The organism is Streptomyces sp. NPDC003456, assembly GCF_042878735.1.
Lineage (GTDB): Bacteria > Actinomycetota > Actinomycetes > Streptomycetales > Streptomycetaceae > Streptomyces.
Window position 1 is genome coordinate 751,118 of the sequence record NZ_JBIAOK010000004.1, and the last position, 26,958, is coordinate 778,075.

Annotated in this window: 19 protein-coding genes; 8 read left to right on the forward strand and 11 right to left on the reverse strand. The window is 72.4% G+C overall.

Going from position 1 to position 26,958, the window contains the following annotated elements; translation table 11 throughout:
* A complete protein-coding gene (locus ACFYWG_RS19605; RefSeq protein ID WP_383500198.1) occupies nt 1-612 on the reverse strand; it encodes a TetR/AcrR family transcriptional regulator in 612 nt (203 codons plus the stop codon).
* A gap of 237 nt (nt 613-849) precedes the next feature.
* On the opposite strand from ACFYWG_RS19605, the gene ACFYWG_RS19610 reads away from it, so the two are divergent.
* From ACFYWG_RS19610 to ACFYWG_RS19625, 4 genes are all read left to right on the forward strand, one after another.
* Nucleotides 850-1,824 carry a tetratricopeptide repeat protein gene (locus ACFYWG_RS19610; RefSeq protein ID WP_383500201.1) on the forward strand — a complete coding sequence of 325 codons (975 nt, stop codon included), beginning with the start codon at nt 850-852 and terminating at the stop codon, nt 1,822-1,824.
* 621 nt (nt 1,825-2,445) lie between these two features.
* Nucleotides 2,446-3,084, forward strand: coding sequence for a DUF6230 family protein (locus tag ACFYWG_RS19615; RefSeq protein ID WP_376333657.1), 639 nt, complete (start codon nt 2,446-2,448; stop codon nt 3,082-3,084).
* Nucleotides 3,085-3,271: 187 nt separating this feature from the next.
* A complete protein-coding gene (locus ACFYWG_RS19620; RefSeq protein WP_383500204.1) occupies nt 3,272-3,856 on the forward strand; it encodes a DUF6114 domain-containing protein in 585 nt (194 codons plus the stop codon).
* A gap of 91 nt (nt 3,857-3,947) precedes the next feature.
* A complete protein-coding gene (locus tag ACFYWG_RS19625; RefSeq protein WP_389202788.1) occupies nt 3,948-5,243 on the forward strand; it encodes a hypothetical protein in 1,296 nt (431 codons plus the stop codon).
* An 87-nt stretch (nt 5,244-5,330) separates the two neighbouring features.
* On the opposite strand, the gene ACFYWG_RS19630 is transcribed toward ACFYWG_RS19625, so the two are convergent.
* The 4 genes from ACFYWG_RS19630 to pta form a co-directional block, all read right to left on the reverse strand.
* Nucleotides 5,331-5,687, reverse strand: coding sequence for a hypothetical protein (locus tag ACFYWG_RS19630; protein WP_389202474.1), 357 nt, complete (start codon nt 5,685-5,687; stop codon nt 5,331-5,333).
* A 152-nt stretch (nt 5,688-5,839) separates the two neighbouring features.
* Entirely contained in the window at nt 5,840-7,267 is a 1,428-nt protein-coding gene (pyk, locus tag ACFYWG_RS19635) for a pyruvate kinase (RefSeq protein ID WP_376333651.1), read from the reverse strand.
* Between the two features lie 74 nt (nt 7,268-7,341).
* Nucleotides 7,342-8,556, reverse strand: a complete 1,215-nt coding sequence (locus ACFYWG_RS19640) for an acetate kinase (protein WP_389202476.1) — start codon at nt 8,554-8,556, stop codon at nt 7,342-7,344.
* A complete protein-coding gene (gene pta, locus ACFYWG_RS19645; RefSeq protein WP_383500215.1) occupies nt 8,553-10,643 on the reverse strand; it encodes a phosphate acetyltransferase in 2,091 nt (696 codons plus the stop codon). Before pta ends, ACFYWG_RS19640 begins: the two co-directional genes overlap by 4 nt.
* A gap of 250 nt (nt 10,644-10,893) precedes the next feature.
* On the opposite strand from pta, the gene ACFYWG_RS19650 reads away from it, so the two are divergent.
* Nucleotides 10,894-11,919 (forward strand): ATP-dependent 6-phosphofructokinase, encoded by a 1,026-nt coding sequence (locus tag ACFYWG_RS19650; protein ID WP_376333645.1) that lies wholly within the window; start codon nt 10,894-10,896, stop codon nt 11,917-11,919.
* Nucleotides 11,920-11,992: 73 nt separating this feature from the next.
* Here ACFYWG_RS19650 and ACFYWG_RS19655 read toward each other — a convergent pair whose 3' ends face one another.
* The 3 genes from ACFYWG_RS19655 to ACFYWG_RS19665 form a co-directional block, all read right to left on the reverse strand.
* On the reverse strand, nt 11,993-12,727 hold the full coding sequence (locus tag ACFYWG_RS19655) for a helix-turn-helix domain-containing protein (RefSeq protein ID WP_385416312.1): 735 nt from the start codon (nt 12,725-12,727) through the stop codon (nt 11,993-11,995).
* Between the two features lie 541 nt (nt 12,728-13,268).
* Nucleotides 13,269-13,958, reverse strand: a complete 690-nt coding sequence (locus ACFYWG_RS19660) for a response regulator (protein WP_383500222.1) — start codon at nt 13,956-13,958, stop codon at nt 13,269-13,271.
* Nucleotides 13,955-15,622 (reverse strand): ATP-binding protein, encoded by a 1,668-nt coding sequence (locus tag ACFYWG_RS19665; RefSeq protein ID WP_376333639.1) that lies wholly within the window; start codon nt 15,620-15,622, stop codon nt 13,955-13,957. Before ACFYWG_RS19665 ends, ACFYWG_RS19660 begins: the two co-directional genes overlap by 4 nt.
* Before the next feature lie 186 nt (nt 15,623-15,808).
* Here ACFYWG_RS19665 and ACFYWG_RS19670 point away from each other — a divergent pair, with 186 nt between their 5' ends.
* Complete coding sequence (locus tag ACFYWG_RS19670) at nt 15,809-17,242, forward strand: cation:dicarboxylate symporter family transporter (protein ID WP_383500227.1); 1,434 nt, start codon at nt 15,809-15,811, stop codon at nt 17,240-17,242.
* Between the two features lie 80 nt (nt 17,243-17,322).
* On the opposite strand, the gene ACFYWG_RS19675 is transcribed toward ACFYWG_RS19670, so the two are convergent.
* Nucleotides 17,323-17,961 (reverse strand): TetR/AcrR family transcriptional regulator, encoded by a 639-nt coding sequence (locus ACFYWG_RS19675; protein WP_389202480.1) that lies wholly within the window; start codon nt 17,959-17,961, stop codon nt 17,323-17,325.
* Nucleotides 17,962-18,094: 133 nt separating this feature from the next.
* On the opposite strand from ACFYWG_RS19675, the gene ACFYWG_RS19680 reads away from it, so the two are divergent.
* Nucleotides 18,095-19,765, forward strand: a complete 1,671-nt coding sequence (locus ACFYWG_RS19680; protein ID WP_383500233.1) for a DHA2 family efflux MFS transporter permease subunit — start codon at nt 18,095-18,097, stop codon at nt 19,763-19,765.
* A gap of 208 nt (nt 19,766-19,973) precedes the next feature.
* A complete protein-coding gene (locus ACFYWG_RS19685) occupies nt 19,974-22,205 on the forward strand; it encodes a HelD family protein (protein WP_389202483.1) in 2,232 nt (743 codons plus the stop codon).
* Nucleotides 22,206-22,271: 66 nt separating this feature from the next.
* On the opposite strand, the gene glgB is transcribed toward ACFYWG_RS19685, so the two are convergent.
* Together glgB and ACFYWG_RS19695 are read right to left on the reverse strand one after the other, a co-directional pair.
* A complete protein-coding gene (glgB, locus tag ACFYWG_RS19690; RefSeq protein WP_389202485.1) occupies nt 22,272-25,292 on the reverse strand; it encodes a 1,4-alpha-glucan branching enzyme in 3,021 nt (1,006 codons plus the stop codon).
* A gap of 29 nt (nt 25,293-25,321) precedes the next feature.
* Nucleotides 25,322-26,764: a maltokinase gene (locus ACFYWG_RS19695; protein WP_383500242.1), complete on the reverse strand. Its 1,443-nt coding sequence runs from the start codon at nt 26,762-26,764 to the stop codon at nt 25,322-25,324.
* Nucleotides 26,765-26,958 lie beyond the last annotated feature (194 nt).

Below are 26,958 nucleotides of genomic sequence, written 5' to 3' on the forward strand. Positions count from 1 at the left end.
CTACGAGCCCAGCCCCTGCAACAGCACCCTGGTGAAGTCGCGGACCCACTCCTCGTCGGCGGGCTCGGCGCTCACCAGGGTGCGGTGCACCACCGCGCCCGCCACCATGTCGAAGATCAGGTCCACCGTGCGGGCGGCCGACTCCGGGTCCTCCTCCGCCGGGAGTTCGCCCCGCGCCTGCGCCCGGGCGCGGCCCTCCAGGACCAGCCGCTTCTGCCGGTCGACCACGGAGGCGCGGATGCGTTCGCGCAGCGCCTCGTCGCGGGTGGCCTCCGCGACCACCGCCATCAGGCCGCTCCGCGCCTCCGGAAGCGCCAGGATCGCGGCGAACTGCAGCACCACGCCCTCGATGTCGGCGGCCAGCGAGCCGCAGTCGGGCAGCTCCAGCGCGTCGAACAGCTCGGCCACCGCGTCGACGACCAGTTCGTTCTTGCCCGCCCAGCGGCGGTACAGCGTCGTCTTCGCCACCCCGGCGCGCGTCGCGACGTCCCCGAGGGTGAGTTTGGACCAGCCCAGCTCCACCAGCGCCTCGCGGGTCGCGGCCAGGATCGCGGCGTCCGCCGCGGCGCTGCGCGGGCGCCCGGAACGGCCGGACGGGCTGCGACTGTGCATGTCCTGACCATAAACCGGCGGTTCCCGCACGGCCCCGTGAGGGAGATCACGGGGGGACGGTGCCCGAGAGCCCCGGTCCGGTATTACGCTACGACTCGTAGCGAAAGCCCGTGCCGGACGTACACGGGCCTCGACACGCACGGCGTGGGGTGGGGACCCGGCGCCGAAGGGCACCGACCGGCCCGGCTTCCACACCGCGTTTTCACACGCGCGCGCACTACGGGGGAGGATAGGCGCATGCAGCCACGGAACATGTCCATGAGCGGAGTCGTCGACCTCGCCGCGGTGAAGGCGGCCCAGGAGGCCAAGGCGAAGGCGGAGCAGGCGCGGGCCCAGTCGGCCCGCGAGGGCGGCACGGGGGCCATCTCCCCGGCCGACCTGGTCATCGACGTCGACGAGGCGGGCTTCGAGAGCGACGTTCTGCAGCGGTCCGCCGAGGTGCCCGTCGTCATCGACTTCTGGGCCGAGTGGTGTCAGCCCTGCAAGCAGCTGAGCCCCGTCCTGGAGCGGCTGGCCGTCGAGTACAACGGCCGCTTCCTGCTCGCCAAGATCGACGTCGACGCCAACCAGATGCTGATGCAGCAGTTCGGCGTCCAGGGGATCCCCGCGGTGTTCGCGGTGGTCGCCGGGCAGGCCCTGCCGCTCTTCCAGGGCGCCGCGGGCGAGGCGCAGATCCGGCAGACCCTGGACCAGCTGGTGCAGGTCGCCGAGCAGCGCTTCGGCCTGACCGGTCTCACCGTCGACCCGGAGGCCGAGCCGGGCGGCGCCCGCCCGGCCCCCGAGCGTCCCGCCGGTCCGCACGACGCGCTCCTCGAAGCCGCCGTGCAGGCGCTGGACTCGGGCGATCTGGGCGGCGCGGTCCAGGCCTACCGCAACGTGCTGAACGAGGACCCGGCCAACGAGGAGGCCAAACTGGGCCTCGCCCAGGCCGAGTTGCTGCAGCGGGTGCAGGGTGCCGACCCGCAGCGCGTGCGCCGGGAGGCGGCCGAGAAGCCGTCCGACGTGCAGGCGCAGATCGCCGCCGCCGACCTGGACCTGGTGGGCGGTCACGTCGAGGACGCGTTCGGGCGGCTCATCGAGACGGTCGCCCGCACGGCCGGCGACGACCGGGACGCCGTGCGCGTGCGGCTGCTGGAGCTGTTCGAGGTCGTCGGACCCGAGGACCCGCGGGTGATCGCGGCGCGCCGGGCCCTGGCGCGCGCCCTGTTCTGACCAGTCGTTAAACGCCCGGGCCTGTGGTGCCCGCGTGAAAAGTCTGCTGTGAAGGCGTCACTGCGGCCGCGCTTTGCCAAATCTTGGCAATCGCGGCCGCTGTTACTACCAGTAAGTTCAGGGCGTTGATCTGTCGGATTCTGTCCAGCGATCAACAGCTTTGTGCCGGCGTCCGGCGCCACCCTGAGTCGCCGTCCGAGACCGTTGGGTCGTTGTTCGGTTATCCCGCCGTTACTAGTGAGTAACGAACCCCCTTGTGCGGGCGGCGAGAATGCACCACGATCGGCCACGCTCGGTCCAATCCCGCACCCCGGCAGCCGGTTGGGTCGCGGGACGTCCTGGGTCCCCACCGAGCAGAGCCGGCGGCAGTGGCGCCGGCTCTAGGGCAGGGGGGTCTTCACCCACCGGGTGAAGCCTGTCCAGCAGGGTTGTGCGTGATGCGTGTCAGGCGCGACCAGTGGTTGTCGCTCGGGGGTGATCGCCGGTGATTCGGGCGCAGTTGCGCCGCCGAGTGCAGGCGCTCTCCTTCCCGAGGACGTAGCACTTCTCCCATCCCTGTCCGGCCGAGCCGCGATGCGTAGCGAGCCGGGACAGGAGATGTACGTCCGAGAAGGAGGAAATATGGAGTCCCAGGTGCGTGGCGGGACCAGATGGAAGCGGTTCGCTGTGGTCATGGTGCCCAGCGTCGCCGCCGCGGCATGTGTGGGTGTCGGACTCGCTCAGGGGGCGCTCGCCGCGTCGTTCAGCGTCTCCGGCCAGCAGTTCAAGGTGTCGGCCGGTCATCTGCACGGTGAGGGTTTCGCCCAGTACGGCGGCATCGACACCGTCTACAAGACGACCGAGGGCAAGGAGAAGGTGCCGGTTCCGGTCGCCATCTCCTCGTTCGACTCGGCGACCATCAAGAAGATGTGTCAGTCGGTCGCGACGCCGATCCCGCTCCTCGGCAAGACGGTCTACCTCCGTCTCGAGGCGGGCAACGACAAGCCGGTCACGGCCGAGAACCTCTACATCGACGTCGCCCAGCTCGACGCCGACGCGAAGTTCAAGAACATCGACATCGGCGTCGCCGTCAAGGACAAGACCCGCGGTCCCGCGGTCAAGCAGGGCGAGAACGTCCTGCCGGGCGGCTTCGCCCAGCAGGCCGAGTCGGCCGACCTGACGAAGGTCCAGCAGACGGCGTGGGCGACGTCCGCGGGCACGTTCACGCTGAACGGTCTGTCGATGAAGCTCGGCATGGACAAGGGCATGGAGTGCTTCTGACGGCCTCCGGCCGACAGACACCCCCAGGGCCGAAACGCCTCTGAAGGGCGGGGGAGCCGCTGCTTCCCCGCCCCGCCGCCCGGCCCGGCCGTACGCCGGGCACCTCCACAGACTCACAACTTCCGGCTACTGAACGCCTACGGCCGAGCCGGTACGTACCTCCACCGGACCGAGGGAGCTGTTTTCCATGAGTGCCGAGACTCCGGTCCAGAGCGCCGGGACCTTCACCCGGCTGCGTCGGCGATTCCGTGACTGGCGGGGCAACCGGCCGTTCTGGGCAGGGCTGTTCACCATCCTCGGCGGCGTGCCGATCGCCTACTTCCCTTACGCCACCCTGAAGCTGGGAACCATGTCGCTCACCATGGCGACCACCGCGGGTGCCGGCTCCCTCATCATCGGCGTCCTGCTCGTGACGCTGGGCCTGACCATGTGGTTCCAGCAGGCGACGCGCATCTTCGCGGGTGTGGCGGCGATCATCCTGGCCCTGGTGTCGCTGGTGGTCTCCAACATCGGTGGCTTCATCGTCGGCTTCCTGTTCGCCATGCTCGGCGGCGCGCTGGCGGTGGCCTGGGCGCCCGGCAGGGCGGACGGCACCGGGAACGGGCAGCAGCCGGCCGGTCAGGGACCCGCCGACAAGGCCGCCTGGGAGCCCGCTCCCGCCGCGGAGCCCGCGGAGCCGGGCCACCCGCAGGCCGCCCCCGAGGCCGGTGACGGCGGCGAGGCCGACGACGCGCGGCCCGAGGCTCACCACGGGGGGCACCGTGTCGGCTGACGCCCGCGACCAGTTCCCCGGGACGCAGGACCGGCCGAGAACGGGTCCCCGTCACGCGGCCCCCAAGAAGCCGCTGTTCACCAGGTTCCAGATGCCGGCCGGCAAGGCGATAGCCATGGCGGCGATGCCCACCGCGGTCCTCATGGGCATGGGCTTCACCCCGACGCTGGCCCTCGCCGACGACCAGCCGGCGACGTCCAACAGCCTCAAGGCGGACGAGTACAAGGACTGCGTCGAGGCGCTCGACAAGGACGGCAAGGACGACAAGGACAAGGCCGACGCCTCGCCCTCCCCCTCGCCCTCGGCGAGCAGCAGTGCGGACGACGGTGACGAGGACACCCCCACGGCCGAGCCCAACCCGTCGGCGTCCGCGGGCGGTTCGGACGCGGACGCGGACAAGGGCCCGACGGGCTCCTCCGGTTCGTCAGGTTCGTCGGATTCAGGTTCCGACGACCCGGGCGACGAGAGCGAGCCCGCGCCCGCGCCCTCCGCCTCCGGGGACACCTCGGGGGAGAAGGAGGACGAGGCGGCGCCCAGCCCGTCGGAGTCCGAGAGCGGCGGCGGCCTCCTGGAGGACATCGGCGACGCGATCGGCGGCATCCTCACCGGCGGCAAGTCCACCGAGAGCCCGAGCCCCACGCCGTCGGCGTCCGCGTCGCCGTCCGAGCAGGCCAGCACGCCGGAGAAGACGCAGGAGCCGTCCGGCACGGACACCTCCGACGCGTCCGGCAGCGTCGGGAAGACCGCGGGCAAGGCCACCGGGACGGCGAAGGACGCCGTCGAGGACACCGCGAAGGACGTCACCGACGCGGCGTCGGAGGCGGCCGAGGACGCCGAGGACGAGGCCGGGGAGGCGGCCGGCGAGGCCACCGCTTCGCCCAGCCCCTCCGAGAGCCCCTCGGTCGACCCCGAGGACTGCCCGGCCGCCACCGACGCCGAGGGGGGCGTCGACAACCGGATCCTCGTGCCCGACGACCCGTGGTACCTGGAGGCCAGCTCCCTGACCCTCAAGGGCGCCGACTACCAGGGCATCGTCGAGGTGAGAACGGCGAGCGGGGCCACCAAGAAGGTGCTCAAGTACGTCATCAACGACGGCACCGACATCGGGGACCTGCACCAGCTGGTGAAGGACCGGCAGTCCGGCAAGACGCACCACGTCCAGGCCGCCAAGGGGTCGACCTCCACGATCGACGACGGCAAGACCGTGATGTACACGGAGAGGATCTCCGGCAACCTGCTCGGGCTGATCCCGGTCACCTTCGACCCGGAGCACCCGCCGCCCCTGAACATCCCGCTCATCTACTTCACCAAGGTGAAGGTCACCCAGGCCGCCCAGTTCGGCGGCACGCTGACGGTGCCGGGGCTGCGCCAGTACGTCACGGGCTGACGCCGCCCGCGAGGTCTTCCAGGGAGCCGCAACGAGCTGTGCCCCGCCGGAGTCGTCCGGCGGGGCACAGTCGGTTTGTCGACCGGGTCAGTCGTCCTCGTCCTCGTCGTCGGCGATGCGCGGCAGGACGTCGGTGTCCATGCCGTATTCGCCGAAGAGATCGACCAAGGCTCTGGTCATGGCCTCCAGACCGCCTTCACGGACAATCACGAGGTCGGGGATCTGCAGGTACAGGCCGTCGGCGCACTCCCCAGTGGTGGACCAGCGGTCCATCACCTCCGCGATCTTCCGAGGGGTCATGAAGCTTGCGGTCCAACCCTTGCCGTCACGGGCGCGGATGGTCGCGTCGACGTCCTCGACGGTGTCGGCGTCATCCTCCAGGCCGAGTATGTAGGTGACGGAGAAGTCGGCTGTTTCCACGACAACCAGAGGATCATGCGCCATAGATCTTCCTCAACTCCTCGATGACGTGCGGCTCGCTGGCCTGCCAGACTTCCCGACGACCTCGCATGCGCCGTCGACCTCTCGTGAACGCCAGTGAGGGCGCCCCCCGTTCGCAAGGGGCGCCCTCGGGCGTGTGGTGGGGTGGGGCGGGGTCAGGCCGTCGTGCCGCCCAGGTGGTGGACGCGGACCATGTTGGTCGTGCCGGGGACGCCGGGGGGCGAACCGGCGGTGATCACCACGATGTCGCCGGCGTTGAAGCGGTTGAGCTTGACCAGCTCCTGCTCGACCAGTTCGACCATCTCGTCGGTGCTGTTCACGAACGGCACGACGTGCGGCTCGACGCCCCAGCTGAGGGCCATCTGGTTGCGGGTGCCCTCGTCGGTGGTGAAGGCGATGATCGGCTGCTGGGCGCGGTAGCGGGACAGCCGGCGGGCGGTGTCGCCGGACTGCGTGAAGGCCACCAGGCCGCGGCCGCCGAGGAAGTCGGCGATCTCGCAGGCCGCGCGGGCGACCGAACCGCCCTGCGTGCGCGGCTTCTTGCCCGGCACCAGCGGCTGCAGGCCCTTGGACATCAGCTCCTGCTCGGCCGCCGTGACGATCTTCGACATCGTCTTGACGGTCTCGATCGGGTACGCGCCCACGCTCGACTCGGCGGACAGCATGACCGCGTCGGCGCCGTCCAGGATCGCGTTGGCCACGTCGGAGGCCTCGGCGCGGGTCGGACGGGAGTTGGTGATCATCGACTCCATCATCTGGGTCGCCACGATCACCGGCTTGGCGTTGCGCCGGCACAGCTCGATCAGGCGCTTCTGCACCATGGGGACCTTCTCGAGCGGGTACTCGACGGCCAGGTCACCGCGGGCGACCATCACGCCGTCGAACGCCATCACGACGTCCTCCATGTTCTGCACCGCCTGCGGCTTCTCCACCTTGGCGATGACCGGGACGCGGCGCCCCTCCTCGTCCATGACGCGGTGCACGTCCTGGACGTCCTTGGCGTCGCGGACGAAGGACAGCGCGACCAGGTCGCAGCCCATGCGGAGGGCGAAGCGCAGGTCCTCGATGTCCTTCTCCGACAGGGCGGGCACGTTGACGGCCGCGCCGGGCAGGTTGATGCCCTTGTGGTCGGAGATGACGCCGCCCTCGATGACGATCGTCTTCACCCGGTGGCCGGTGACCTCGGTGACCTTCAGCTCGACGTTGCCGTCGTTGATGAGGATCTGGTCGCCCTTGTTGACGTCGCCGGGCAGGCCCTTGTAGGTGGTCCCGCAGATCGTCTTGTCGCCGGGGACGTCCTCGGTGGTGATGGTGAACTCGTCACCGCGGACCAGCTCCACGGGACCCTCGGCGAAGGTCTCCAGCCGGATCTTCGGGCCCTGGAGGTCGGCGAGGACACCGATGGCCCGGCCGGTCTCCTTGGCGGCGGCCCGGACCCGGTCGTACCGGCCCTGGTGCTCGGCGTGCGAGCCGTGGCTGAAGTTGAAGCGGGCCACGTTCATCCCGGCTTCGATCAACGCGACAAGCTGCTCGTGGGAGTCGACCGCGGGGCCGAGAGTACAGACGATTTTCGAACGGCGCATGGGGGCGATCCTATCGGTTTGTTTCCCAGCGGAATATTCCGTCTGGCGGAAAATACAAAAGGGCGGGTTGCCGCTCAGGTGTGATTCCCCGAACCAATTACCAGCGCGTAGGTCTGGGTCGCGATCTCCATTTCCTCGTCGGTGGGGACCACGGCCACCGCCACCCGGGCACTGTCGGGCGAGATCAGCCGCGCCTCGTCCGAGCGCACCGCGTTGCGCCCGGGGTCCACGGCGAGGCCCAGCTCCTCCAGGCCCGCCACGGCGGCCTCGCGCACGGGCGCCGCGTTCTCGCCGACACCGGCGGTGAAGGCGACCGCGTCCACCCGCCCGAGAACGGCGTAATAGGCGCCGATGTACTTCTTCAGCCGGTGAATGTAGATGTCGAACGCCAGCTCCGCCTGCTCGTCGCCCGCGTCGACACGACGGCGGATCTCCCGCATGTCGTTGTCGCCGCACAGCCCGATCAGCCCGCTCCTCTTGTTGAGGAGAGTGTCGATCTCGTCGGCGGACATTCCGCCGACGCGCATCAAATGGAAGATGACGGCCGGGTCCATGTCTCCCGAGCGCGTACCCATCACGAGCCCCTCCAAAGGCGTCAGCCCCATGGAGGTGTCCACGCAGCGGCCGCCCCGCACGGCCGAGGCCGACGCCCCGTTGCCCAGGTGCAGCACGATCAGGTTGGTCTCGGACGGGTCCTTGCCCAGCAGCGCGGCGGTGGCGCGGGAGACGTAGGCGTGCGAGGTGCCGTGGAAGCCGTAGCGGCGGATGCGGTGCTCGTCGGCGGTCTTCACGTCGATCGCGTAGCGGGCGGCCGACTCCGGCATCGTCGTGTGGAACGCGGTGTCGAAGACGGCGACCTGCGGCAGGTCCGGGCGCAGGGCCCGGGCCGTGCGGATGCCGGTGAGGTTGGCCGGGTTGTGCAGCGGCGCCACCGGGATGAGCCGCTCGATCTCGGCGAGCACGGCGTCGTCGACCACGGTCGGCTCGGTGAAGGACTTCCCCCCGTGCACCACCCGGTGCCCGATGGCGGCCAGTTCGGGCGAGTCCAGCCCGAGCCCGTCCTTGGCCAGTTCCTCCGCGACGGCCTTCAGGGCGGCGTCGTGGTCGGCGATCGCGCCGCCGCGCTCCCGGCTCCCGCCGCCCGCCGGCGTGTGCTTGAGCCGGGAGGTCCCCTCGCCGATGCGCTCGACCAGGCCCATCGCCAGCCGGCTGCTGTCGCGCATGTCGAGCAGCTGGTACTTCACCGACGAGGAGCCGGAGTTGAGGACGAGGACACGGGTGGGACTCACGGGGCGGTCGCCTTCTCGCTCGGGGACTGGGCCTGGATCGCCGTGATGGCGACGGTGTTGACGATGTCCTGCACCAGGGCACCCCGGGACAGGTCGTTGACCGGCTTGCGCAGACCCTGCAGGACCGGCCCGACGGCGATCGCGCCGGCCGAGCGCTGCACGGCCTTGTAGGTGTTGTTGCCGGTGTTCAGGTCGGGGAAGATCAGCACGCTCGCCTGCCCGGCGACCTCCGAGCCGGGCAGCTTGGTCGCCGCGACCGACGGCTCCACGGCGGCGTCGTACTGGATCGGGCCCTCGATCTTCAGGTCGGGCCGGCGGGCGCGCACCAGCTCGGTGGCCTCGCGCACCTTGTCGACGTCGGCGCCCGAGCCCGAGGTGCCCGTCGAGTACGACAGCATGGCGATCCGCGGCTCGACCCCGAACTGCGCGGCCGTCGTGGCCGACTGGATGGCGATGTCGGCCAGCTGCTGGGCATCCGGGTCCGGGTTGACCGCGCAGTCGCCGTAGACGAGCACCTTGTCGGCCAGGCACATGAAGAACACCGACGAGACGATGTCCGCGTCCGGCTTCGTCTTGATGATCTCGAAGGCCGGGCGGATCGTCGCGGCCGTGGAGTGCACCGAGCCGGACACCATGCCGTCGGCAAGGCCCTCCTGGACCATCAGCGTGCCGAAGTAGTTCACGTCCGAGACGACGTCGTACGCCAGCTCCACGGTCACGCCCCGGTGGGCGCGCAGGGCCGCGTACTTCTCGGCGAAGGAGTCGCGCAGCTCGGAGGTGGCCGGGTCGATCAGCCGGGACTCGCCGAGGTCGACGCCGAGGTCGGCGGCCTTCTTGCGGATCTGGTCGACCGGCCCGAGCAGGGTCAGCTCGCACACGCCCCGGCGCAGCAGCACCTCCGCGGCGTGCAGCACCCGCTCCTCGGTGCCCTCGGGCAGCACGACCCGGCGCAGGTCGGACCGGGCCTGCTCCAGCAGCTTGTGCTCGAACATCATCGGCGTGACGCGGTCGCTGCTCGGCGCGGAGACGCGGCCGGCCAGGGCGGCGGTGTCGGTGTACCGCTCGAACAGGCCGAGGGCGCGCTCCGCCTTGCGCGGGGTGGCCGCGTTCAGCTTGCCCTCCAGGGAGAACAGCTGCTCGGCGGTGGGGAAGCTGGTGCCGGCCACCGACAGCACCGGGGTGCCGGGGGCGAGGCGGTCGGCCAGGGTCAGGATGTCCCGGCCGGGCACCTCGTCCAGGGTGAGCAGCACGCCCGCGATCGGCGGGGTCCCGGCGCTGTGCGCGGCGAGCGCGCCGACGACGAGGTCCGCCCGGTCGCCCGGGGTGACGACCAGGCAGCCCGGCGTCAGGGCGTTGAGGAAGTTCGGCAGCATCGCACCGCCGAAGACGAAGCCGAGCACGTCCCGGGCGAGCCCCGAGTCGTCGCCGAGCACCACCCGGGCGCCGAGGGCGTGACTGATCTGCGAGACGGTCGGGGCGGAGAGCGCGGGCTCGTCGGGCAGGACGTAACAGGGCGCGGGGAGCCGGGAGTCGAGCTGGGCGGCGATCGTGTCCCGGTCCTCGCGGGCCACCCGGTTGGTGACCATCGCCAGGACGTCGCAGCCCAGGGTGTCGTAGGCCCGGTAGGCGTTGCGCGTCTCCGCGAGCACCCCCTCCACGCTCTGTCCGCGCCCGCCGACGACGGGGATCACGGAGGCGCCGAACTCGTTGGCCAGCCGGGCGTTGAGCGACAGTTCGTCCGGCAGCTGGGTGTGGGCGTAGTCGGTGCCCAGGACGAGGACCACGTCGTAGTCGCGGGCGACCAGGTGGAAGCGGTCGACCAGGGTGGAGACCAGCTCGTCCGTGCCGGCCTCGGCCTGCAGGGCGGACGCCTCGTGGTAGTCCATGCCGTAGACGGTGGCCGGGTCCTGGGTGAGGCGGTAGCGGGCGCGCAGCAGCTCGAAGAGTCGGTCGGGCCCGTCGTGCACCAGGGGCCGGAAGACGCCGACCCGGTCGACCTGCCGGGTGAGGAGTTCCATGACCCCCAGTTCGACGACCTGGCGGCCGTCGCCGCGGTCGATGCCGGTCACGTACACGCTGCGGGTCACGCGCGCTCTCCGTTTCGTCTCGGTCGGGGGTGTCGGTCGGGGGGTGTGCGGTCCAAGGGTGGCGGCCCTGCCCCACGGCTATCCAGCCAGAGGCACAAAAATCGCCCACCGAGGTGAGCAGAACCCTCTTGACAATACCTCCGGCGCTATATAAGGCGCCCGTCAGACCGGGGTTCCCCAGCGGGGTCCGGGGCGTGAAACAATCGGCAGAGGCTCACCGGCGTCAACAGCGAGCAGGAGACACAGCACGATGCGTATCGGAGTTCTCACCGCAGGCGGCGACTGCCCCGGACTGAACGCCGTGATCCGCTCGGTCGTGCACCGGGCGGTCGACAACTACGGCGACGAGGTCATCGGCTTCGAGGACGGGTACGCGGGGCTGCTGGACGGGCGCTACCGCAACCTCGACCTGGAGTCCGTCAGCGGCATCCTCGCCCGCGGCGGGACGATCCTCGGCTCGTCGCGGCTGGAGCGCGACCGGCTCCGCGAGGCCTGCGAGAACGCCTCCGACATGATCCACCAGTTCGGGATCGACGCGCTCATCCCGATCGGCGGCGAGGGCACGCTCACGGCGGCCCGCATGCTGTCCGACGCCGGTCTGCCCGTCGTGGGCGTGCCGAAGACGATCGACAACGACATCTCCTCCACGGACCGCACCTTCGGCTTCGACACCGCGGTCGGCGTCGCCACCGAGGCGATGGACCGCCTGAAGACCACCGCCGAGTCCCACCAGCGGGTGATGGTGGTCGAGGTCATGGGCCGCCACGCCGGCTGGATCGCCCTGGAGTCCGGCATGGCCGCCGGTGCGCACGGCATCTGCCTGCCGGAGCGCCCGTTCGACCCGGCCGACCTGGTGAAGATGGTCGAGGAGCGCTTCTCCCGCGGCAAGAAGTTCGCCGTGGTCTGCGTGGCCGAGGGCGCGCACCCCGTGGACGGCTCCATGGACTACGGCAAGGGCGCCATAGACAAGTTCGGGCACGAGCGCTTCCTGGGCATCGGCACCGCCCTCGCCCACGAACTGGAGCGGCGCCTGGGCAAGGAGGCCAAGCCGGTCATCCTCGGCCACGTCCAGCGCGGCGGTGTGCCGACCGCCTACGACCGGGTGCTCGCCACGCGGTTCGGGTGGCACGCGGTGGAGGCCGCCCACCAGGGCCGCTTCGGCCGGATGACGGCGCTGCGCGGGACGGACATCGTGATGGTGCCGCTCGCGGAGGCCGTGACCGAGCTGAAGACGGTCCCGAAGGACCGCATGGACGAGGCCGAGTCGGTCTTCTAGACCCGGCCTGCGGGCCTGTCGCTCCGCCGGGCCGTCGCCCTGTCGGTGGACGGGGCGCGGCCCGCCGCGGGCGTCAGGTCGCCTCCCGGGCGTCGGCGTCCTGGAGCTTCGTCCAGAAGTGCTCGACGATCCGCTCCAGGAAGTCCTGGCCGGCGCCGCCCGCGTCGCCGCTGCCGCCGCCCCAGCTGAGGGTGGCGGCCATGTGGCCCTGGTAGTCCTCGTGCAGGCCGTGCAGGGCCGTCTCCAGCGCCCGCCGGGTCAGCGGCACCAGCCGGGCCACCGGGCGCACGTACGCCTGCCAGCGGGTGGTGGCCGCGCTGCGCAGCAGTTCCCCGAGCCGGCGCTCGCGTCCCGTGACGGTGACGAAGTCGGCCAGGCTCAGGCCGAGCACCTCGGCCAGGGCCGTCGACTGGCGCTCGGTGCCGCGCCAGTGATCGGTCTCCTCCATCCGCAGGTAGGCGTGCACGTCGTGTCCCACGGCGCGGGCCACGTCCTCGGGCGCGAGGCAGCGCGCGACGCGGTGTTCGCGCAGCGTGCGCGGCCTGCCGATGAGTTCGGCGGGGGAGCACCACAGCACGCCCGCGAGAGCGGTGAGTTCGGAGGCCGCGGGGGCGGTCAGACCGCGCTCCCAGGCGACGACGTGGTCGGGGGTGATGTGGGTGTGCCCGTAGGAGACCCGCATGCCGTAGGCGACATGCTCGGGGGCCATGCCGAGGGCGGCACGCAGGCGGCGGGCGGCGGAGGCGTCGAAGGGCGGGGGTGTGGTCGGGGGAGGGGGATCGCTCGGACGGGGTGTTGGTCGGCGCACGGGCCACAAGCTAGGGGCGCGCGACCGCGCCGACTACGGTCTGTTCGGCCAGGATCACGGATTGTAGGAACGTACGGCTACCGGCCGGTTCGCACGAAGCGGGGGAGCGCCTGTCGGGTGGACGGGTGTGCGGCCGTGCCGCGTGCGCGAGCCGGTGTGCGCGGGCGCACGGGCGCCCCGGACGCGGGAACGGCAAGCTCAAGGGGCATATGCGTGGACGTCGTGCCGGTCCGGCCCCCGGCCGGCCCGTGCCGCCGGGCCGGGGGAGCGGACGGAAGGGGATCGTCCGTGCGGGCGGTGGTCGAAGGCAGGTGCGTCTCCGTCAACCCCCCGTGCGCGTACGGAGGGCCGCACTCCGCGGCGCGATCCGTACGCTGCACCGCCCCCGGTCCTCCTGGGCGTGGCCGGCCGGGCCCTCATCGCCCCGGACGGAACGAGCGGCAGCCGGGACGCGGCGAAGCGATGCTGGCGAGGCAGGCGAGGCGGGCGAGGTGGGCCCGAGTCGTCCGGTCAGGAGGACCCGTGCCCGGCTGAGGGGCCGTCACGGGCCGGTGACCCAGCGGTACTGCAGCTCCGGCCGTCCCACCGTGCCGTACTGCGGGCGGCGGGCCGCGCGGCCGGCGTCGACCAGGTGCTCCAGGTAACGGCGGGCGGTGATGCGGGAGATGCCGATGCTCTCGGCGACCCCGGCGGCCGTCAGGCCCTCGGCGCTGTCGCGCAGGGCGAGGGTCACCCGCTCCAGGGTCGGTGCGCTCAGGCCCTTGGGCAGGGCGGCCGGGCCGGGTGCGCGCAGGGCCGCGAGCGCCCGGTCCACCTCGTCCTGCCCGCTCGCCTCGCCGACCGCCGCGTGGAACTCGGCGTAGCGCACGAGCCGGTCGCGCAGGGTGGCGAAGGTGAACGGCTTCAGCACGTACTGCACCACCCCGAGCGAGACGCCCTCGCGGACGACGGCCAGGTCGCGGGCCGACGTCACCGCTATCACGTCGGCCTGGTGCCCGGCCGCCCGCAGGGAGCGCGCCAGCTGCAGTCCGTGCACGTCCGGCAGGTGCAGGTCCAGCAGGAGCAGGTCGACCGGGGTGCGTTCCAGCACCCGGCGGGCCTCCGCGCCCGTGTGGGCCTTGCCCACGGCGACGAACCCGGGCACCCGGCCGACGTAGAGGACGTGCGCGTCGGCGGCGACCGGGTCGTCCTCCACCACCAGGACGCGGATGGCCTGCTCGCTGCTCGTCATGCGTCGCCTCCGGCGCCTGTGACCGCCGGGGCCGCGGCGGGCACGTCCCCGCCCGTTCCCGGCTCCCGCAGCGGCAGCCGTACCTCGAACTCCGCTCCGCCCCCGTCGGCCTCCGCCACGGAGAGCGAGCCGCCGTGCCGCACGGCCGTCTGCCGGACCAGCGCGAGGCCCAGGCCCCGGCCGCCCGGCCCGGCCGGCTTGGTCGAGAAGCCGCGCTCGAAGACCGCCTCGGCGTGCGCGGGGTCGACGCCCGGACCGGTGTCGCAGACCCGCAGCACCAGTTCCGGGCCGGTGGCGGGGCACTGCGTGCGGGCCGTGACCGTCACCCGGGCCCGCACGGTGCCCTGGGCCGCGTCCACGGCGTTGTCGATCAGGTTGCCCAGGATGGTGACCAGGTCCCGGGCGGGCAGGGTGTCGGGCAGCAGACCGTCGTCCAGGCTGCTGTCCTGCGCCACCACCAGCTCCACGCCCCGCTCGTTCGCCTGGGCCGTCTTGCCCAGCAGCAGCGCCGCCAGCACCGGCTCGCTCACCGCCGCCACGACCTGGTCGGTCAGCGCCTGCGCCAGCTCCAGCTCGGCCGTGGCGAACTCCACCGCCTCCTGCGCCCGGCCCAGTTCGATCAGCGAGACGACCGTGTGCAGCCGGTTCGCCGCCTCGTGCGCCTGGGAGCGCAGGGCCTGGGTGAAGCCCCGCTCGGAGTCCAGCTCGCCCGTCAGGGACTGCAGTTCGGTGACGTCGCGCAGGGTGACCACCGTGCCGCGGCGCTCCCCGCCCGACACCGGCGAGGTGTTGACCACCAGCACCCGGGACGCCGTCAGATGCACCTCGTCCACCCGCGGTTCCGACGCCAGCAGCGCCCCCGTGAGCGGCGCGGGCAGCTCCAGGGACGCCACCGACCGGCCCACCACGTCCCCCGCCACGCCGAGCAACTCGCGCCCCCCGTCGTTGATCAGCGCCACACGGTACTGCCCGTCCAGCATCAGCAGCCCTTCGCGGACTGCGTGCAGGGCGGCCTGATGGTAGTCGTGCATCCGGCTCAGCTCGGTGGCGTTCATGCCATGGGTGTGGCGGCGCAGCCGGGCGTTGACGACGTAGGTGCCGACCGCGCCCAGCAGCAGCGCGCCGGCCGCGACGCCGAGCAGGGCCGTGAGCTGCTCCTGCACGCGCTGCGTGATCTGCTCGACCCGGATGCCCGCGCTGACCAGGCCGACCACCGCGTCGCCGTCCCGGATCGGGGTGACCGCGCGGACCGACGGGCCGAGGGTGCCGGTGTAGGTCTCGGTGAAGGTCCGGCCCCGCAGGGCGCGCTCGGTGTGCCCCTGGAAGGTCTGGCCGATCTGCCGGGGGTCGGGGTGGGTCCAGCGGATGCCCCGCGGATCCATGATCGTGACGAAGTCGACCTCGGTGTCCCGCATGACCTTGAGCGCGTACGGCTGAAGCTCGGCGGTCGGATCGGGGGTGCGGGCCGCCGCGAGCACGGAAGGGGAGTCCGCGACGGACCGGGCCACCGCCCGGGCCTGGCGCGCCGCGGCCTCCTCGGCCTGGCTGCGGTCGCTGACGTAGGTGAACAGCGCGTATCCGGCCACGACGACCGCTATCAGCACGGCCTGCATGGCGAAGAGCTGCCCCGCCAGGCTGCGGGGGCGGGGGACGGTGAGGCGCATGCCGTCAGTCTGCACCGTGGCCGATTGTGAACTAAATGAACGGAAGGGTGACCGCGCTCACAGCGCACGACATAGTCACGGCATTCCCCACAACGCATCTCCGGGAGCTTCGTGCTGTTCTCCCGGAGTGCCCCGGACGTGAGCCGCACGCCGGTGATGCCGACGACGTCGTCAAGGAGGGCCGCCGTGACCAGCGCAGCCGATACGGCACCTGCCGCACCCCCCGTCAAGCGGGACCGCACCCACTATCTCTACATCGCGGTGATCATCGCGGTGGCCGCCGGTATCGCGGTGGGCCTGGCCGCACCGGACTTCGCCCAGGAGCTGAAGCCCATCGGCACCGGGTTCGTGGCCCTGATCAAGATGATGATCTCGCCGATCATCTTCTGCACGATCGTGCTGGGCATCGGCTCGGTCCGCAAGGCCGCCAAGGTCGGTGCCGTCGGCGGCATCGCCCTGGGCTACTTCATGGTCATGTCGCTGGTGGCGCTGGCCATCGGCCTGGTCGTCGGCAACATCCTGGAGCCGGGCACCGGCCTCGCGGTGACCGACGCCGTCAAGGACGCCGGGCACGCGCAGGTCGACTCCGAGGCGAAGGACACCACGGAGTTCCTGCTGGGGATCATCCCGACCACGATCGTGTCGGCCTTCACCAGCGAGTCGGTGCTGCAGACCCTGCTGATCGCGCTGCTCGCCGGCTTCGCGCTCCAGGGCATGGGCGCGGCCGGCCGGCCGATCCTGCGCGGGATCGAGCACATCCAGCGGCTCGTCTTCCGCATCCTGGCCATGGTGATGTGGGCCGCTCCCATCGGTGCGTTCGGCGCGATCGCCGCCGTCACCGGCTCCGCGGGCGTGGACGCGCTCAAGAGCCTCGCCGTGCTGATGCTGGGCTTCTACGTCACCTGCTTCCTCTTCGTCTTCCTGGTGCTCGGCGCCCTGCTGCGCGTCGTGTCCGGCCTGAACGTCTTCACCCTGTTCAAGTACCTGGGCCGCGAGTTCCTGCTGATCCTGTCCACGTCCTCCTCCGAGTCCGCGCTGCCGCGGCTCATCGCCAAGATGGAGCACCTGGGCGTCAGCAAGCCGGTCGTCGGCATCACCGTCCCGACCGGCTACTCCTTCAACCTCGACGGCACCATGATCTACATGACCATGGCCTCGCTGTTCATCGCCGACGCCATGGGCACCCCGATGTCCGTCGGCGAGCAGATCCCGCTGCTGCTGTTCCTGCTGGTCGCCTCCAAGGGCGCCGCCGGTGTCACCGGCGCCGGTCTCGCGACCCTGGCCGGCGGTCTGCAGTCGCACAAGCCGGCCCTGGTGGACGGCATCGGCCTCATCGTCGGCATCGACCGCTTCATGAGCGAGGCCCGCGCCCTGACGAACTTCGCGGGCAACGCGGTGGCCACCGTGCTGATCGGCACCTGGACCAAGGAGATCGACCGGGACCGCGTCGAGCAGGTCCTCTCCGGCCGGCTGCCCTTCGACGAGAAGACGCTGCTGGACGACGGGCACGGCGGGCACGGCGGGCACGACGACCGGGCCGCGGACGACCCGGCCGAGGAACTGCCCGGCCGGGGCGAGGCGCCCGGGCAGGGCGGTGAGAAGGAGCTGGCGAAGGCCTGACGGCCGCTTCACCCCGCGGACGCCGGGCGGCCGGGTGTCCCCCCCCAGTCGCTCGGCCGCCCGGTCGCACCCCCCGCAGTTCAGTCGTTCAGCTTCGCCACCAGCGCGGTGGCATCGGAGGCGGGCACGCCCGCCGCGGTCAGGATGGTGACCGCGGCGCAGCGGCCCGCCTCCCGCGCTTCCACCAGACCGTCGTTCACCGCCTCCATCAGCGCCACCAGCATCTGCTCGTGTACGTACGCCAGGGCCGGCGGAGGCAGCGGGGAGCTGAAGACGCCCTGCTCGACCCCGTGCCGCAGCACCTCGGTGGCGGCCTCGCGGACGGGGGCGAGCCGCTCCCTGATGCCCTGCATGGTGACCGTGCGCTGGGCGAGCGCGATCAGCAGCCGGTAGCGGTCGGCCAGTTCCCAGACCGCCAGCACCGAGCGCGCCACGGCTTCCGCCGGCTCCCGCACGCCCTGCCTGCCCGCGGCGTGCGCGACCGAGAGGGCCTGCACCGCCTCGTCGACGAGCGTGCTGATCAGCGCCTCGCGGTTGGGGAAGTGCCCGTACACCGTCCGCCGGACGACACCGGCGGCGCGGGCGATCTGGTCCATGGACGCGTCGGGGTCGCGCAGCAGCTCGGCCAGGGCGACGTCGAGGATGCGGCGCCGGTTGGCGTCGGCGCGGCTGGTGTGGCCGGGGGCGCGGCCGGAGTGACCGGTGGGCATGCCAGCCATTCTGCACGCCCCGCCCGGGGAGCGCCTCCGCCATTTGCACACTGATGTGCAACCGGCGTACATTGCACACCTCTGAGCAATTGCACAGCGCTGTGCAATCACCGTCGCACACCCGGAGGAAGGCGACCCCTGCATGCGACTCGTCGTGACCGAACCGGCCGACAGGACGGACCAGCCCTACGCGCGCCGCTGGTGGGCGCTGCTGGTGCTCTGCCTGAGCCTGCTGATCATCGTGATGGCGAACACGGCCCTGACCGTCGCCGCGCCCGCCATGACCGAGGATCTCGGCCTGAGCAGCGCCGACCTGCAATGGGTGATCGACGGCTACACCGTCCCCTACGCGGCGCTGATGCTGCTGCTCGGCGCGATCGGCGACAAGTACAGCCGCCGCGGCGCGCTCGTCCTCGGACTGGCCGTCTTCGCGGGCGGCTCCGTCTTCGGCTTCCTCGCCGGCAGCGCCGCGACCGTCATCGCCGCCCGGGCCGTGATGGGCGCCGGCGCCGCCATGATCATGCCCGCCACGCTCTCCCTGCTCGCCGCGACCTTCCCGCGGGCCGAGCGCGCCCGGGCCATCACCCTGTGGACCGCCACCGCCGGGCTCGCCATCGCGGCCGGGCCCCTGGTCGCCGGGGCCCTGCTGGAGCGGCACGGCTGGTCGTCCACGTTCCTCATCAACGTGCCCGTCGCGGCCCTCGCCCTGGTCGGCGCCTTCGTCCTCGTCCCGCCGTCCCGGGCCGGCCACCGCGGCCGCATCGACTACGTCGGCGGGCTGCTGTCGGTGGTGTGGATCGCCGCGCTGGTCTACATGATCATCGAGGGCCCCCACTTCGGCTGGGGTGCGAAGGCCGTCACGGCCGCGGTCGTCGCCGGGGCCGGCCTCGTGGCCTTCGTCCTGTGGGAGCTGCGCCACCCGCGCCCGGTCCTCGACGTCCGTCGCTTCACCGACCGGGGCTTCGCCGGCTCCAACCTCGCCGTCGCGCTGTTCTTCCTGGCCGTCTTCGGCGCCTTCTACTACCTGACCCAGCACCTGCAGTTCGTGCTCGGCTACGACGCGCTGGACACCGGGCTGCGCATGCTGCCGCTGGCCGGCGCCGTCTTCGCCGGCTCGGCGCTGACCGGGTACCTCACGCCCCGGGTCGGCATGAAGTGGACCGTCACGGCAGGCATGGCCGGCGGCACGGCGGCCCTGGCCCTGCTCACCGGGGTCGACTCGGGCTCCACGTACGGCGACTTCGTCGCACCCCTGATCGTCCTGGGCCTGGCGATCGGGCTGGCGCTGTCGCCCTGCACCGACGCGATCATGGGGGCGTTCCCGGAGTCGGAGCTGGGCGTCGGCGGCGCCGTCAACGACACCTCGCTGGAGCTGGGCGGCTCCCTGGGCATCGCCGTCCTCGGCTCGCTGCTGGCGACCTCCTACTCCGGCCACCTGTCCGACGCCACGTCCGGCAGCAAGCTGCCCGCCTCCGCCCTGGACGCCGCCCAGGACTCGGTCGGCGCCGGGTACGCCGTCGCCCGGGGCATCGGCGACAAGGCGCGGCAGCTGGCCGAGCAGGCCGCCCACACCGGCGACCCCCAGCAGGCGGAACGACTGCGCGCCCAGGCCGGGCAACTCGGCGGCGGAGCACGGCAGATGGCCGACGCCGTGGGGTCCGCCTTCTCCGACGCGGTCGCGCACACCAGCCTGGTCGGCGCGGTGATCCTGGGCATCGGCACCCTGCTGGTCGCCCTGCTCCTCCCCGGCAGGAGCAAGCCGCAGGCCGAGCCCGCCGAGGAGAGGGAACCGGAGACCGCCGGGGCACGCTAGTCCGGGAGCCGGCCGACGTGCTGGAGCGCACCGGCGGACGCCCCGCCCGGAAACGGGAAATCCCCCGAGCAATTGCGCTCGGGGGATTTCCTTGCGTATATTTGTCTGTTCGTGACTTCAAGTCCATTGCAGTCACAGTGAAGTTCAGTGAGCACAGTATATCCGGGCGGGAGCGGAATTGTCAAACACCGAGTTTCCGGACGATGAATTGCGACAGGAACAGGAATTCATCGACGAGTTGTACGCGCGCGTGGACGCGCTGCGCGGCGACGCCGAGACCTCCGTCACGGACGCGCTCGCGCAGGGCAACACGCCCATGCAGGCGCGACTCGAGCGGGACATCCTCGTCGCCGAGCGCTCCGGGCTGCTCGCCGCGCTGAACGCGGTGGACGGCTCCCTGTGCTTCGGCCGGATCGACCTCACCTCGGGCATCACCCACCACATCGGCCGCATCGGCCTGCGCACCGACGACGCCGAGCGCACCCCCGTCCTGATCGACTGGCGCGCCGAGGTCGCCCGCCCCTTCTACCTGGCCACCGGGCACACCCCGATGGGGCTCCGGCGCCGGCGGCACATCGCCACCGAGGGCCGCCGCGTCACCCACCTGCACGACGAGATCCTCGACCTCGGCGACCGGACGCGCACCGGCCACGAGGACCCCACCGGCGACGCCGTCCTGCTCGCCGCGCTCGACTCCGCCCGCACCGGCCGCATGGGCGACATCGTGCGGACCATCCAGGCCGACCAGGACCGCATCATCCGCGCCCCGCACCGCGGCGTGCTGGTCGTGGAGGGCGGCCCGGGTACCGGCAAGACGGCCGTCGCCCTGCACCGCGCCGCCTACCTGCTCTACGAGCACCGGGAGCTGCTCGCCAAGCGGGCCGTTCTGATCGTCGGACCCAACCCGGCGTTCCTCGGCTACATCGGCGAGGTGCTGCCCTCCCTCGGCGAGACCGGCGTGCTCCTCGCGACCGTCGGCGAGCTGTACCCGGGCGTGAAGGCGACCGCCGCCGACACCCCCGAGGCCGCCGCCGTGAAGGGGCGGGCGGACATGGCCGACGTGCTCGCCGAGGCCGTCCGCGCCCGGCAGGCGCTGCCCGACCCGGTCGTCACCATCGAGCACGACCGCGAGGTCCTCATGCTCGACGACGGCCTGGTCAACGTCGCCCGCGAGCGCACCCGGGCCGCCGGGCTGCCGCACAACGCGGCCCGCGAGCACTTCGAGGGCCACATCCTCAACGCGCTCACCGACCTGTACGCCGAGCGGATCGGCACCGACCCCTTCGACGGTTCCAGCCTGCTCGACCCCAGCGACATCACCCAGATCCGCGACGACCTCGCCGAGAACCCCGAAGTGTGGGCCGCCGTCGACCGGTTGTGGCCGGTGCTGACCCCGCAGCGGCTCGTCGCCGACCTCCTCGCGGCCCCCGAGGAGTTCCTGCCCGCCGAGGACGCCGACGCCGTACGCCGGCCCGTCACCCGGCACTGGACCGTCGCGGACGTGCCGCTGCTGGACGAGGCCGCCGAACTCCTCGGCGAGGACGACCGGCTCGCCCGGGACCGCGCCGCGCGCGAACGGGAGCGGCAGATCGCCTACGCGCAGGGCGTGCTGGACGTGTCGTACGCCTCCCGGACCTACGAGTTCGAGGACAAGGAGGAGGACGATCCCGAGAGCTCCGAGGTGCTGTCGGCGCACGACATCATCGACGCCGAGCGGTTCGCCGAGCGGCACGAGGAGGACGACCACCGCAGCGCCGCCGAGCGCGCGGCGGCCGACCGCACCTGGGCGTTCGGGCACATCATCGTCGACGAGGCGCAGGAGCTGTCGCCGATGGCGTGGCGGCTGCTGATGCGTCGCAGCCCCACCCGCTCCATGACCCTGGTCGGCGACCCCGCCCAGACGGCGGAGGCGGCCGGGGTCGGCTCCTGGGCCGGCATCCTCGCCCCGTACGTGGAGGACCGCTGGGAGCACACCCGGCTGGGCGTCAACTACCGCACCCCCGCGGAGATCATGGACGTCGCGGCGGCCGTGGTGCGGGCGGACAGCCCGGAGTTCGAGCCGCCCAGCTCCGTCCGCTCCACCGGTGTGCGCCCCTGGGCCCGCGCCGCCGACGACCTCCCCGGCGCCGTCGCCAAGGCGGTCGGGGAACTCACCCCCGCCGAGGGGCGGCTCGCGGTGATCGCCCCGCGCGAGCTGCACCGCTCCCTGGCGGCGCGGCTGGACGGCGTCACGGCGGGCGAGGAACCCGACCTCACGCGCGGCGTCGTGCTGCTGGACCCGCGGCAGGCCAAGGGCCTGGAGTTCGACTCCGTGCTCGTCGTCGAACCCGGCCGCTACGGCACCAGCGACCTGTACGTCGCACTGACCCGGGCCACCCAGCGGCTCGGCGTGGTGCACACCGGTCCGCTGCCGAAGGTGCTCGCCGACGTCCTGGCGTGACGCACCCGGAGCCGTACCCGGCCACCCCCGGCCGGGTACGGCCCTTCACCGCGTGTCACACACCCCTCAGGCCGGCCGCAGCCACACCGTGGCCAGCGGGGGCAGGGTCAGGCGGATGCTCGCCGGGCGGCCGTGCCAGGGCTGGGGCTCCGGCTTGACCGGGTCGGGAGCCGTCACGTCGCTGCCGCCGTAGCGGGCGGCGTCGGTGTTGAGGACCTCGTGCCAGGCGGGGATCTCCTCGGGGACGCCGAGGCGGTAGTCGTGGCGGATCACCGGGGCGAAGTTGGAGACCGCCAGCAGCGGGTTGCCCTCCGGGTCCAGCCGCAGGAACGCCAGGACGTTGTCGTCGGCGGCGTCCCCGACGATCCACTCGAAGCCCGCCGGGTCGGTGTCCAGCCGCCACAGCGCCGGTGTGGCGCGGTAGACGGCGTTGAGGTCGCGGACCAGGTCGCGCACGCCCCGGTGGTCCGCCTCCGCCCCGTAGCCGGGGTCGAGCAGCCACCAGTCCGGGCCGTGCACCTCGGACCACTCGGCGCCCTGCGCGAACTCCTGGCCCATGAACAGCAGCTGCTTGCCCGGGTGGGCCCACATGAAGCCGAGGTAGGAGCGCACCCCGGCCCGCTGCTGCCACCAGTCGCCCGGCATCTTCGACACCAGGGAGCCCTTGCCGTGCACGACCTCGTCGTGCGAGATCGGCAGCACGTAGTTCTCGCTGTAGGCGTACACCATGGAGAAGGTCATCTCGCCGTGGTGGTACTTGCGGTACACCGGCTCGTGGCTCATGTACTGCAGCGAGTCGTGCATCCAGCCCATGTTCCACTTCAGCCCGAAGCCGAGGCCGCCGAAGCCGCTCGGGCCCTTGTGGTGGGTGGCCCGCGTGACGCCGTCCCACGCGGTGGACTCCTCGGCGACGGTCACCACGCCGGGCACCCTGCGGTACACCGTCGCGTTCATCTCCTGCAGGAACGCCACCGCGTCCAGGTTCTCCCGGCCGCCGTGCTCGTTCGGCGTCCACTGGCCCGGCTCGCGCGAGTAGTCCAGGTAGAGCATCGAGGCGACCGCGTCCACGCGCAGCCCGTCGATGTGGAACTCCTCGCACCAGTAGACGGCGTTGGCCACGAGGAAGTTGCGCACCTCGTTGCGCCCGAAGTCGAACTCCAGCGTGCCCCAGTCGGGGTGCGCGGCCCGCAGCGGGTCCTCGTGCTCGTACAGCGGACGCCCGTCGAACTCGGCCAGCGCCCAGGCGTCGCGCGGGAAGTGCGCCGGCACCCAGTCCATGAGGACGCCGATGCCCGCCTGGTGCAGCTTGTCGACCAGGTGGCGGAAGTCGTCCGGGGTGCCCAGCCGGGCCGTCGGCGCGTAGAAGCCGGTGACCTGGTAACCCCAGGACCCGCCGAAGGGGTGCTCGGCGACCGGCATCAGCTCGACGTGCGTGAACCCCAGGTCCTTCACGTACGCGGGCAGCTGCTCGGCGAGCTGACGGTAGGTCAGTCCCGGCCGCCAGGAGGGCAGGTGCACCTCGTAGACCGAGAACGGCGCCTCGTGCGCCGGGGCCTGCGCGCGGCGCTCCAGCCACTCGGCGTCGCCCCACTCGTAGTGCGAGGAGGTGATGACCGACGACGTCGCGGGGGGCACCTCGGTACGGCGGGCCAGCGGGTCGGCGCGCATCGTCTTCGAGCCGTCCGGCCGGGTGATCTCGAACTTGTACAGCTCGCCCTCGCCGACGTCCGGCAGGAACAGCTCCCACACACCGGACGAACCCAGCGAGCGCATGACGTGCCCGGTGCCGTCCCAGAAGTTGAACGTGCCGGCCACACGCACACCGCGCGCGTTCGGCGCCCACACCGCGAACCGGGTGCCGGTCACGCCCTCGTGGGTCGTCGGGTGGGCGCCCAGCGCCGTCCACAGCTCCTCGTGCCGGCCCTCACCGATCAGGTGCAGGTCGAGATCGCCGAGCGTGGGCAGGAAGCGGTAGGCGTCCTCCGTCTCCAGCAGCGTCCCCTCGTACTGCACCAGCAGCCGGTACGCCGGGACCTCCGTCAGCGGCAGCAGCCCCGAGAAGAAGCCCTCGCCGTCGTCGTGCAGCTCGGCCCGCACCTCCCCGGCGACGACCGTCACCGACAACGCGTACGGCCGGAACGCCCGGAAGGCGATGCCGCCGGGGACGGGGTGGGCGCCGAGTACGGAGTGCGGGTCGTGGTGCGCGCCGTCGAGCAGCCGGGCGCGGTCCTCGGGGCCGACGGCGGGGGAGACGGCGACCTCCATCTCCGGGGGGACCGTCTGGGCTGCGGTGCCCTGCCCGCCGGCGGACGCCGTCCCGGCGGCGGCCTTCGGCGCCGGAGCCGCGGCGCCCGGGGCCTTCGAGCCCGGTGCCTTCCGGACGGCCTTCTTGACGGCCTTCTTCACGGCCGCGGTCTTCACCGGAGCCGCCTTCTTCGTGGCGGCCTTCCTCGCCGTGGTCTTCTTCGCCGCGGTCGTCGCGGGCGGCTCGGGGGCCGTCACCGCAGCGGTCGCGACCTCGGCCGTCTTCTTGGCCGCGGCCTTCCTGACGGCGGCCTTCTCGGCAGGGGGCTTCTCGGCCGTGGTGCTCGTCGCGGTGGCCTTCTCGGCGGCAGTCCTCACCGCGGCCGCCCCGGTGGCCGTCGCCTTCTTCGTCGTGGCCTTCTTCGCCGCGGCGGCCTTCTTGGCGGGCGCCGCCGGGCCGGCGGCGGTCTTCCGCCCCGCCGCCCCGGTCACCGCCGCCTTCTCGGCCGTCGGCTTCACCGTGGCCGACTTCGCCGCCGTCTTCTTCGCCGCTGCCGCCGGTTTCGCCGCCGCCGGCTTCGCGGTCGCGGCCTTCGCGCTGGCCGCCTTCTTCGTGACGGCCTTCTTCGCGGCCGCCGCCTTGACGGGGGCCGCCTTCCCGGCGCTCGCCGTCTTCTTGACGGCTGCCTTCTTCGCGGCCGCCGTCTTCTTCGCCGCTGCCTGCTTCGGCACCGCCGTCTTCTTCGCGGCGCTCTTCTGCTGCGCGGCTGTGGGCTGCTCGGGGATCTTCTCCCCGGCTGTCCCCTTGGGACGCGGACCGCTGGACTCAGGGCGGGGGGTCACGGGCGGAGCCTCCAGGGCGAGGGGGTGGGTCAGGTCAGGTGGCCGGACGTGGCCAGCCGCTCCACGGCGGCCATCGGCACCGGCAGCCAGTCGGGGCGGTGCCGGGCCTCGTACACCACCTCGTAGATCGCCTTGTCCGTCTCGAAGGCGCGCAGCAGCACCGGGTCGGTGCGCGGGTCGCGGCCCGAGGCGTCGGCATAGCCGGAGCAGAAGGCGGCCCGGCAGGTCTCGGCCCACTCCGGCTGGGCCGGGTCCACCGAGCGCGCGGCGTAGTCGAAGGAGCGCAGCATCCCGGCGACGTCCCGCACCGCCGGCTGCGGCATGCGCCGCTCGGGCAGGGGACGGGCCGGTTCGCCCTCGAAGTCGATCAGCCACCACTCGCCGGACGGCGAGCGCAGGCACTGCCCCAGGTGGAGATCGCCGTGCACGCGCTGCGCGATCCAGGTACGGCCCTCCGAGGCCAGGTCGTCCAGCGCCGTGAACGCGGACCGCAGGCCGCCGGCATAGGGCCGCAGCGCGGGCACCGCCTGGACGGCCGCGTCCAGGCGCTCGATCATGCCGTCGACCATGAAGCGCAGCTGCGCGTGACCGAGCGTGACGGTGGGCAGCGCGCGGGCCAGCGCGGTGTGGACCTCGGCGGTGGCCCGCCCCAGGGCCCGCGCCTCGGCGGCGAAGTCCTCGCCCTTGGCCAGTTCGCGCAGGGCCAGCTCCCATCCGTCGGAGGCGCCCTGCAGGAACGGCTGCAGGACCCCCAGCACGTACGGCTGCCCGGCGAGGTCCGCCGGACCGCCCGTGCCGACCGGGTCGGCCGCGGGGTCGACGTCCGCGACCATCCAGGCCGTCGGCGCGGGCACCCGGGGGCAGCCCTCGCGGGACAGGGCCAGCGGCAGCTCCAGGTCGGGGTTGACCCCCGGCACGATCCGCCGCAGCAGCTTCAGGATGAACGTATCTCCGTAGACGATCGACGAGTTGGACTGCTCGGCGGTCATCACGCGCGGCACCAGCCCGGAGCGGATCTCCTGCTGCGGGTCCCGGTCGAAGCGGAGCCCGCCGATCCGTGCCCGGGTGCGCAGCGCCTCCAGGAGGAGTTCGGCGGGCCTGGTGTCGTGCAGGGCGTCATAGACCGTGCGGCCGGCCAGCGGCCCCGTCGGCACGTGTCCGATGAGCGCGGGCGCCAGCCGAGGCGGCAGCGCCTCGCGCACGCCTATGAGCAGCTGGTAGCAGTCACCGGGGTGGTTCGGCGCCCCGTGGGACCGCACGAGCGGCTGGTGGGCACGCACGAGCAGGTGGTAGAGACCGAGCTTCGCCGTGCCCGGGAGCAGCTCGGTGGCCGCGACCAGGGTGAAACCCGTGACCGGCCGTCCTTTGCCCGCGAACCAGCGCTGCCGCGGCAGCCATTCCCGCAGCAGCGGCTCCAGGGATGCGAGAAGGCCGGGCGGGGTGGCGACGGTGCGTGTGGCGGCTTCCGACATGGCCTCGCGTCCTTTCACCCATTCTTGATGCGCCCCCTGATGCCTGCAACCGGCCCGGACGGCGCTCCTCCGGCATACGCGGGTGGGCGGGGTGTTACTAGTGCGTGCCCCGGGCGGGGCGGAGGAAACGCCCCGCCACGGGGGTTTGCGGCCCGCCGCGCGGATCAGGCCTCAGCGGGCCTGTCGTTCGGGTT

Excerpts from the sequence above, each read along its gene's own strand:
- ACFYWG_RS19605 (WP_383500198.1), bottom strand. The coding sequence starts at position 612 with ATGCACAGTCGCAGCCCGTCCGGCCGTTCCGGGCGCCCGCGCAGCGCC.
- ACFYWG_RS19610 (WP_383500201.1), top strand. The coding sequence starts at position 850 with ATGCAGCCACGGAACATGTCCATGAGCGGAGTCGTCGACCTCGCCGCG.
- ACFYWG_RS19615 (WP_376333657.1), top strand. The coding sequence starts at position 2,446 with ATGGAGTCCCAGGTGCGTGGCGGGACCAGATGGAAGCGGTTCGCTGTG.
- ACFYWG_RS19620 (WP_383500204.1), top strand. The coding sequence starts at position 3,272 with ATGAGTGCCGAGACTCCGGTCCAGAGCGCCGGGACCTTCACCCGGCTG.
- ACFYWG_RS19625 (WP_389202788.1), top strand. The coding sequence starts at position 3,948 with ATGCCGGCCGGCAAGGCGATAGCCATGGCGGCGATGCCCACCGCGGTC.
- ACFYWG_RS19630 (WP_389202474.1), bottom strand. The coding sequence starts at position 5,687 with ATGGCGCATGATCCTCTGGTTGTCGTGGAAACAGCCGACTTCTCCGTC.
- pyk (WP_376333651.1), bottom strand. The coding sequence starts at position 7,267 with ATGCGCCGTTCGAAAATCGTCTGTACTCTCGGCCCCGCGGTCGACTCC.
- ACFYWG_RS19650 (WP_376333645.1), top strand. The coding sequence starts at position 10,894 with ATGCGTATCGGAGTTCTCACCGCAGGCGGCGACTGCCCCGGACTGAAC.
- ACFYWG_RS19660 (WP_383500222.1), bottom strand. The coding sequence starts at position 13,958 with ATGACGAGCAGCGAGCAGGCCATCCGCGTCCTGGTGGTGGAGGACGAC.
- ACFYWG_RS19665 (WP_376333639.1), bottom strand. The coding sequence starts at position 15,622 with ATGCGCCTCACCGTCCCCCGCCCCCGCAGCCTGGCGGGGCAGCTCTTC.
- ACFYWG_RS19675 (WP_389202480.1), bottom strand. The coding sequence starts at position 17,961 with ATGGCTGGCATGCCCACCGGTCACTCCGGCCGCGCCCCCGGCCACACC.
- ACFYWG_RS19680 (WP_383500233.1), top strand. The coding sequence starts at position 18,095 with ATGCGACTCGTCGTGACCGAACCGGCCGACAGGACGGACCAGCCCTAC.
- ACFYWG_RS19695 (WP_383500242.1), bottom strand. The coding sequence starts at position 26,764 with ATGTCGGAAGCCGCCACACGCACCGTCGCCACCCCGCCCGGCCTTCTC.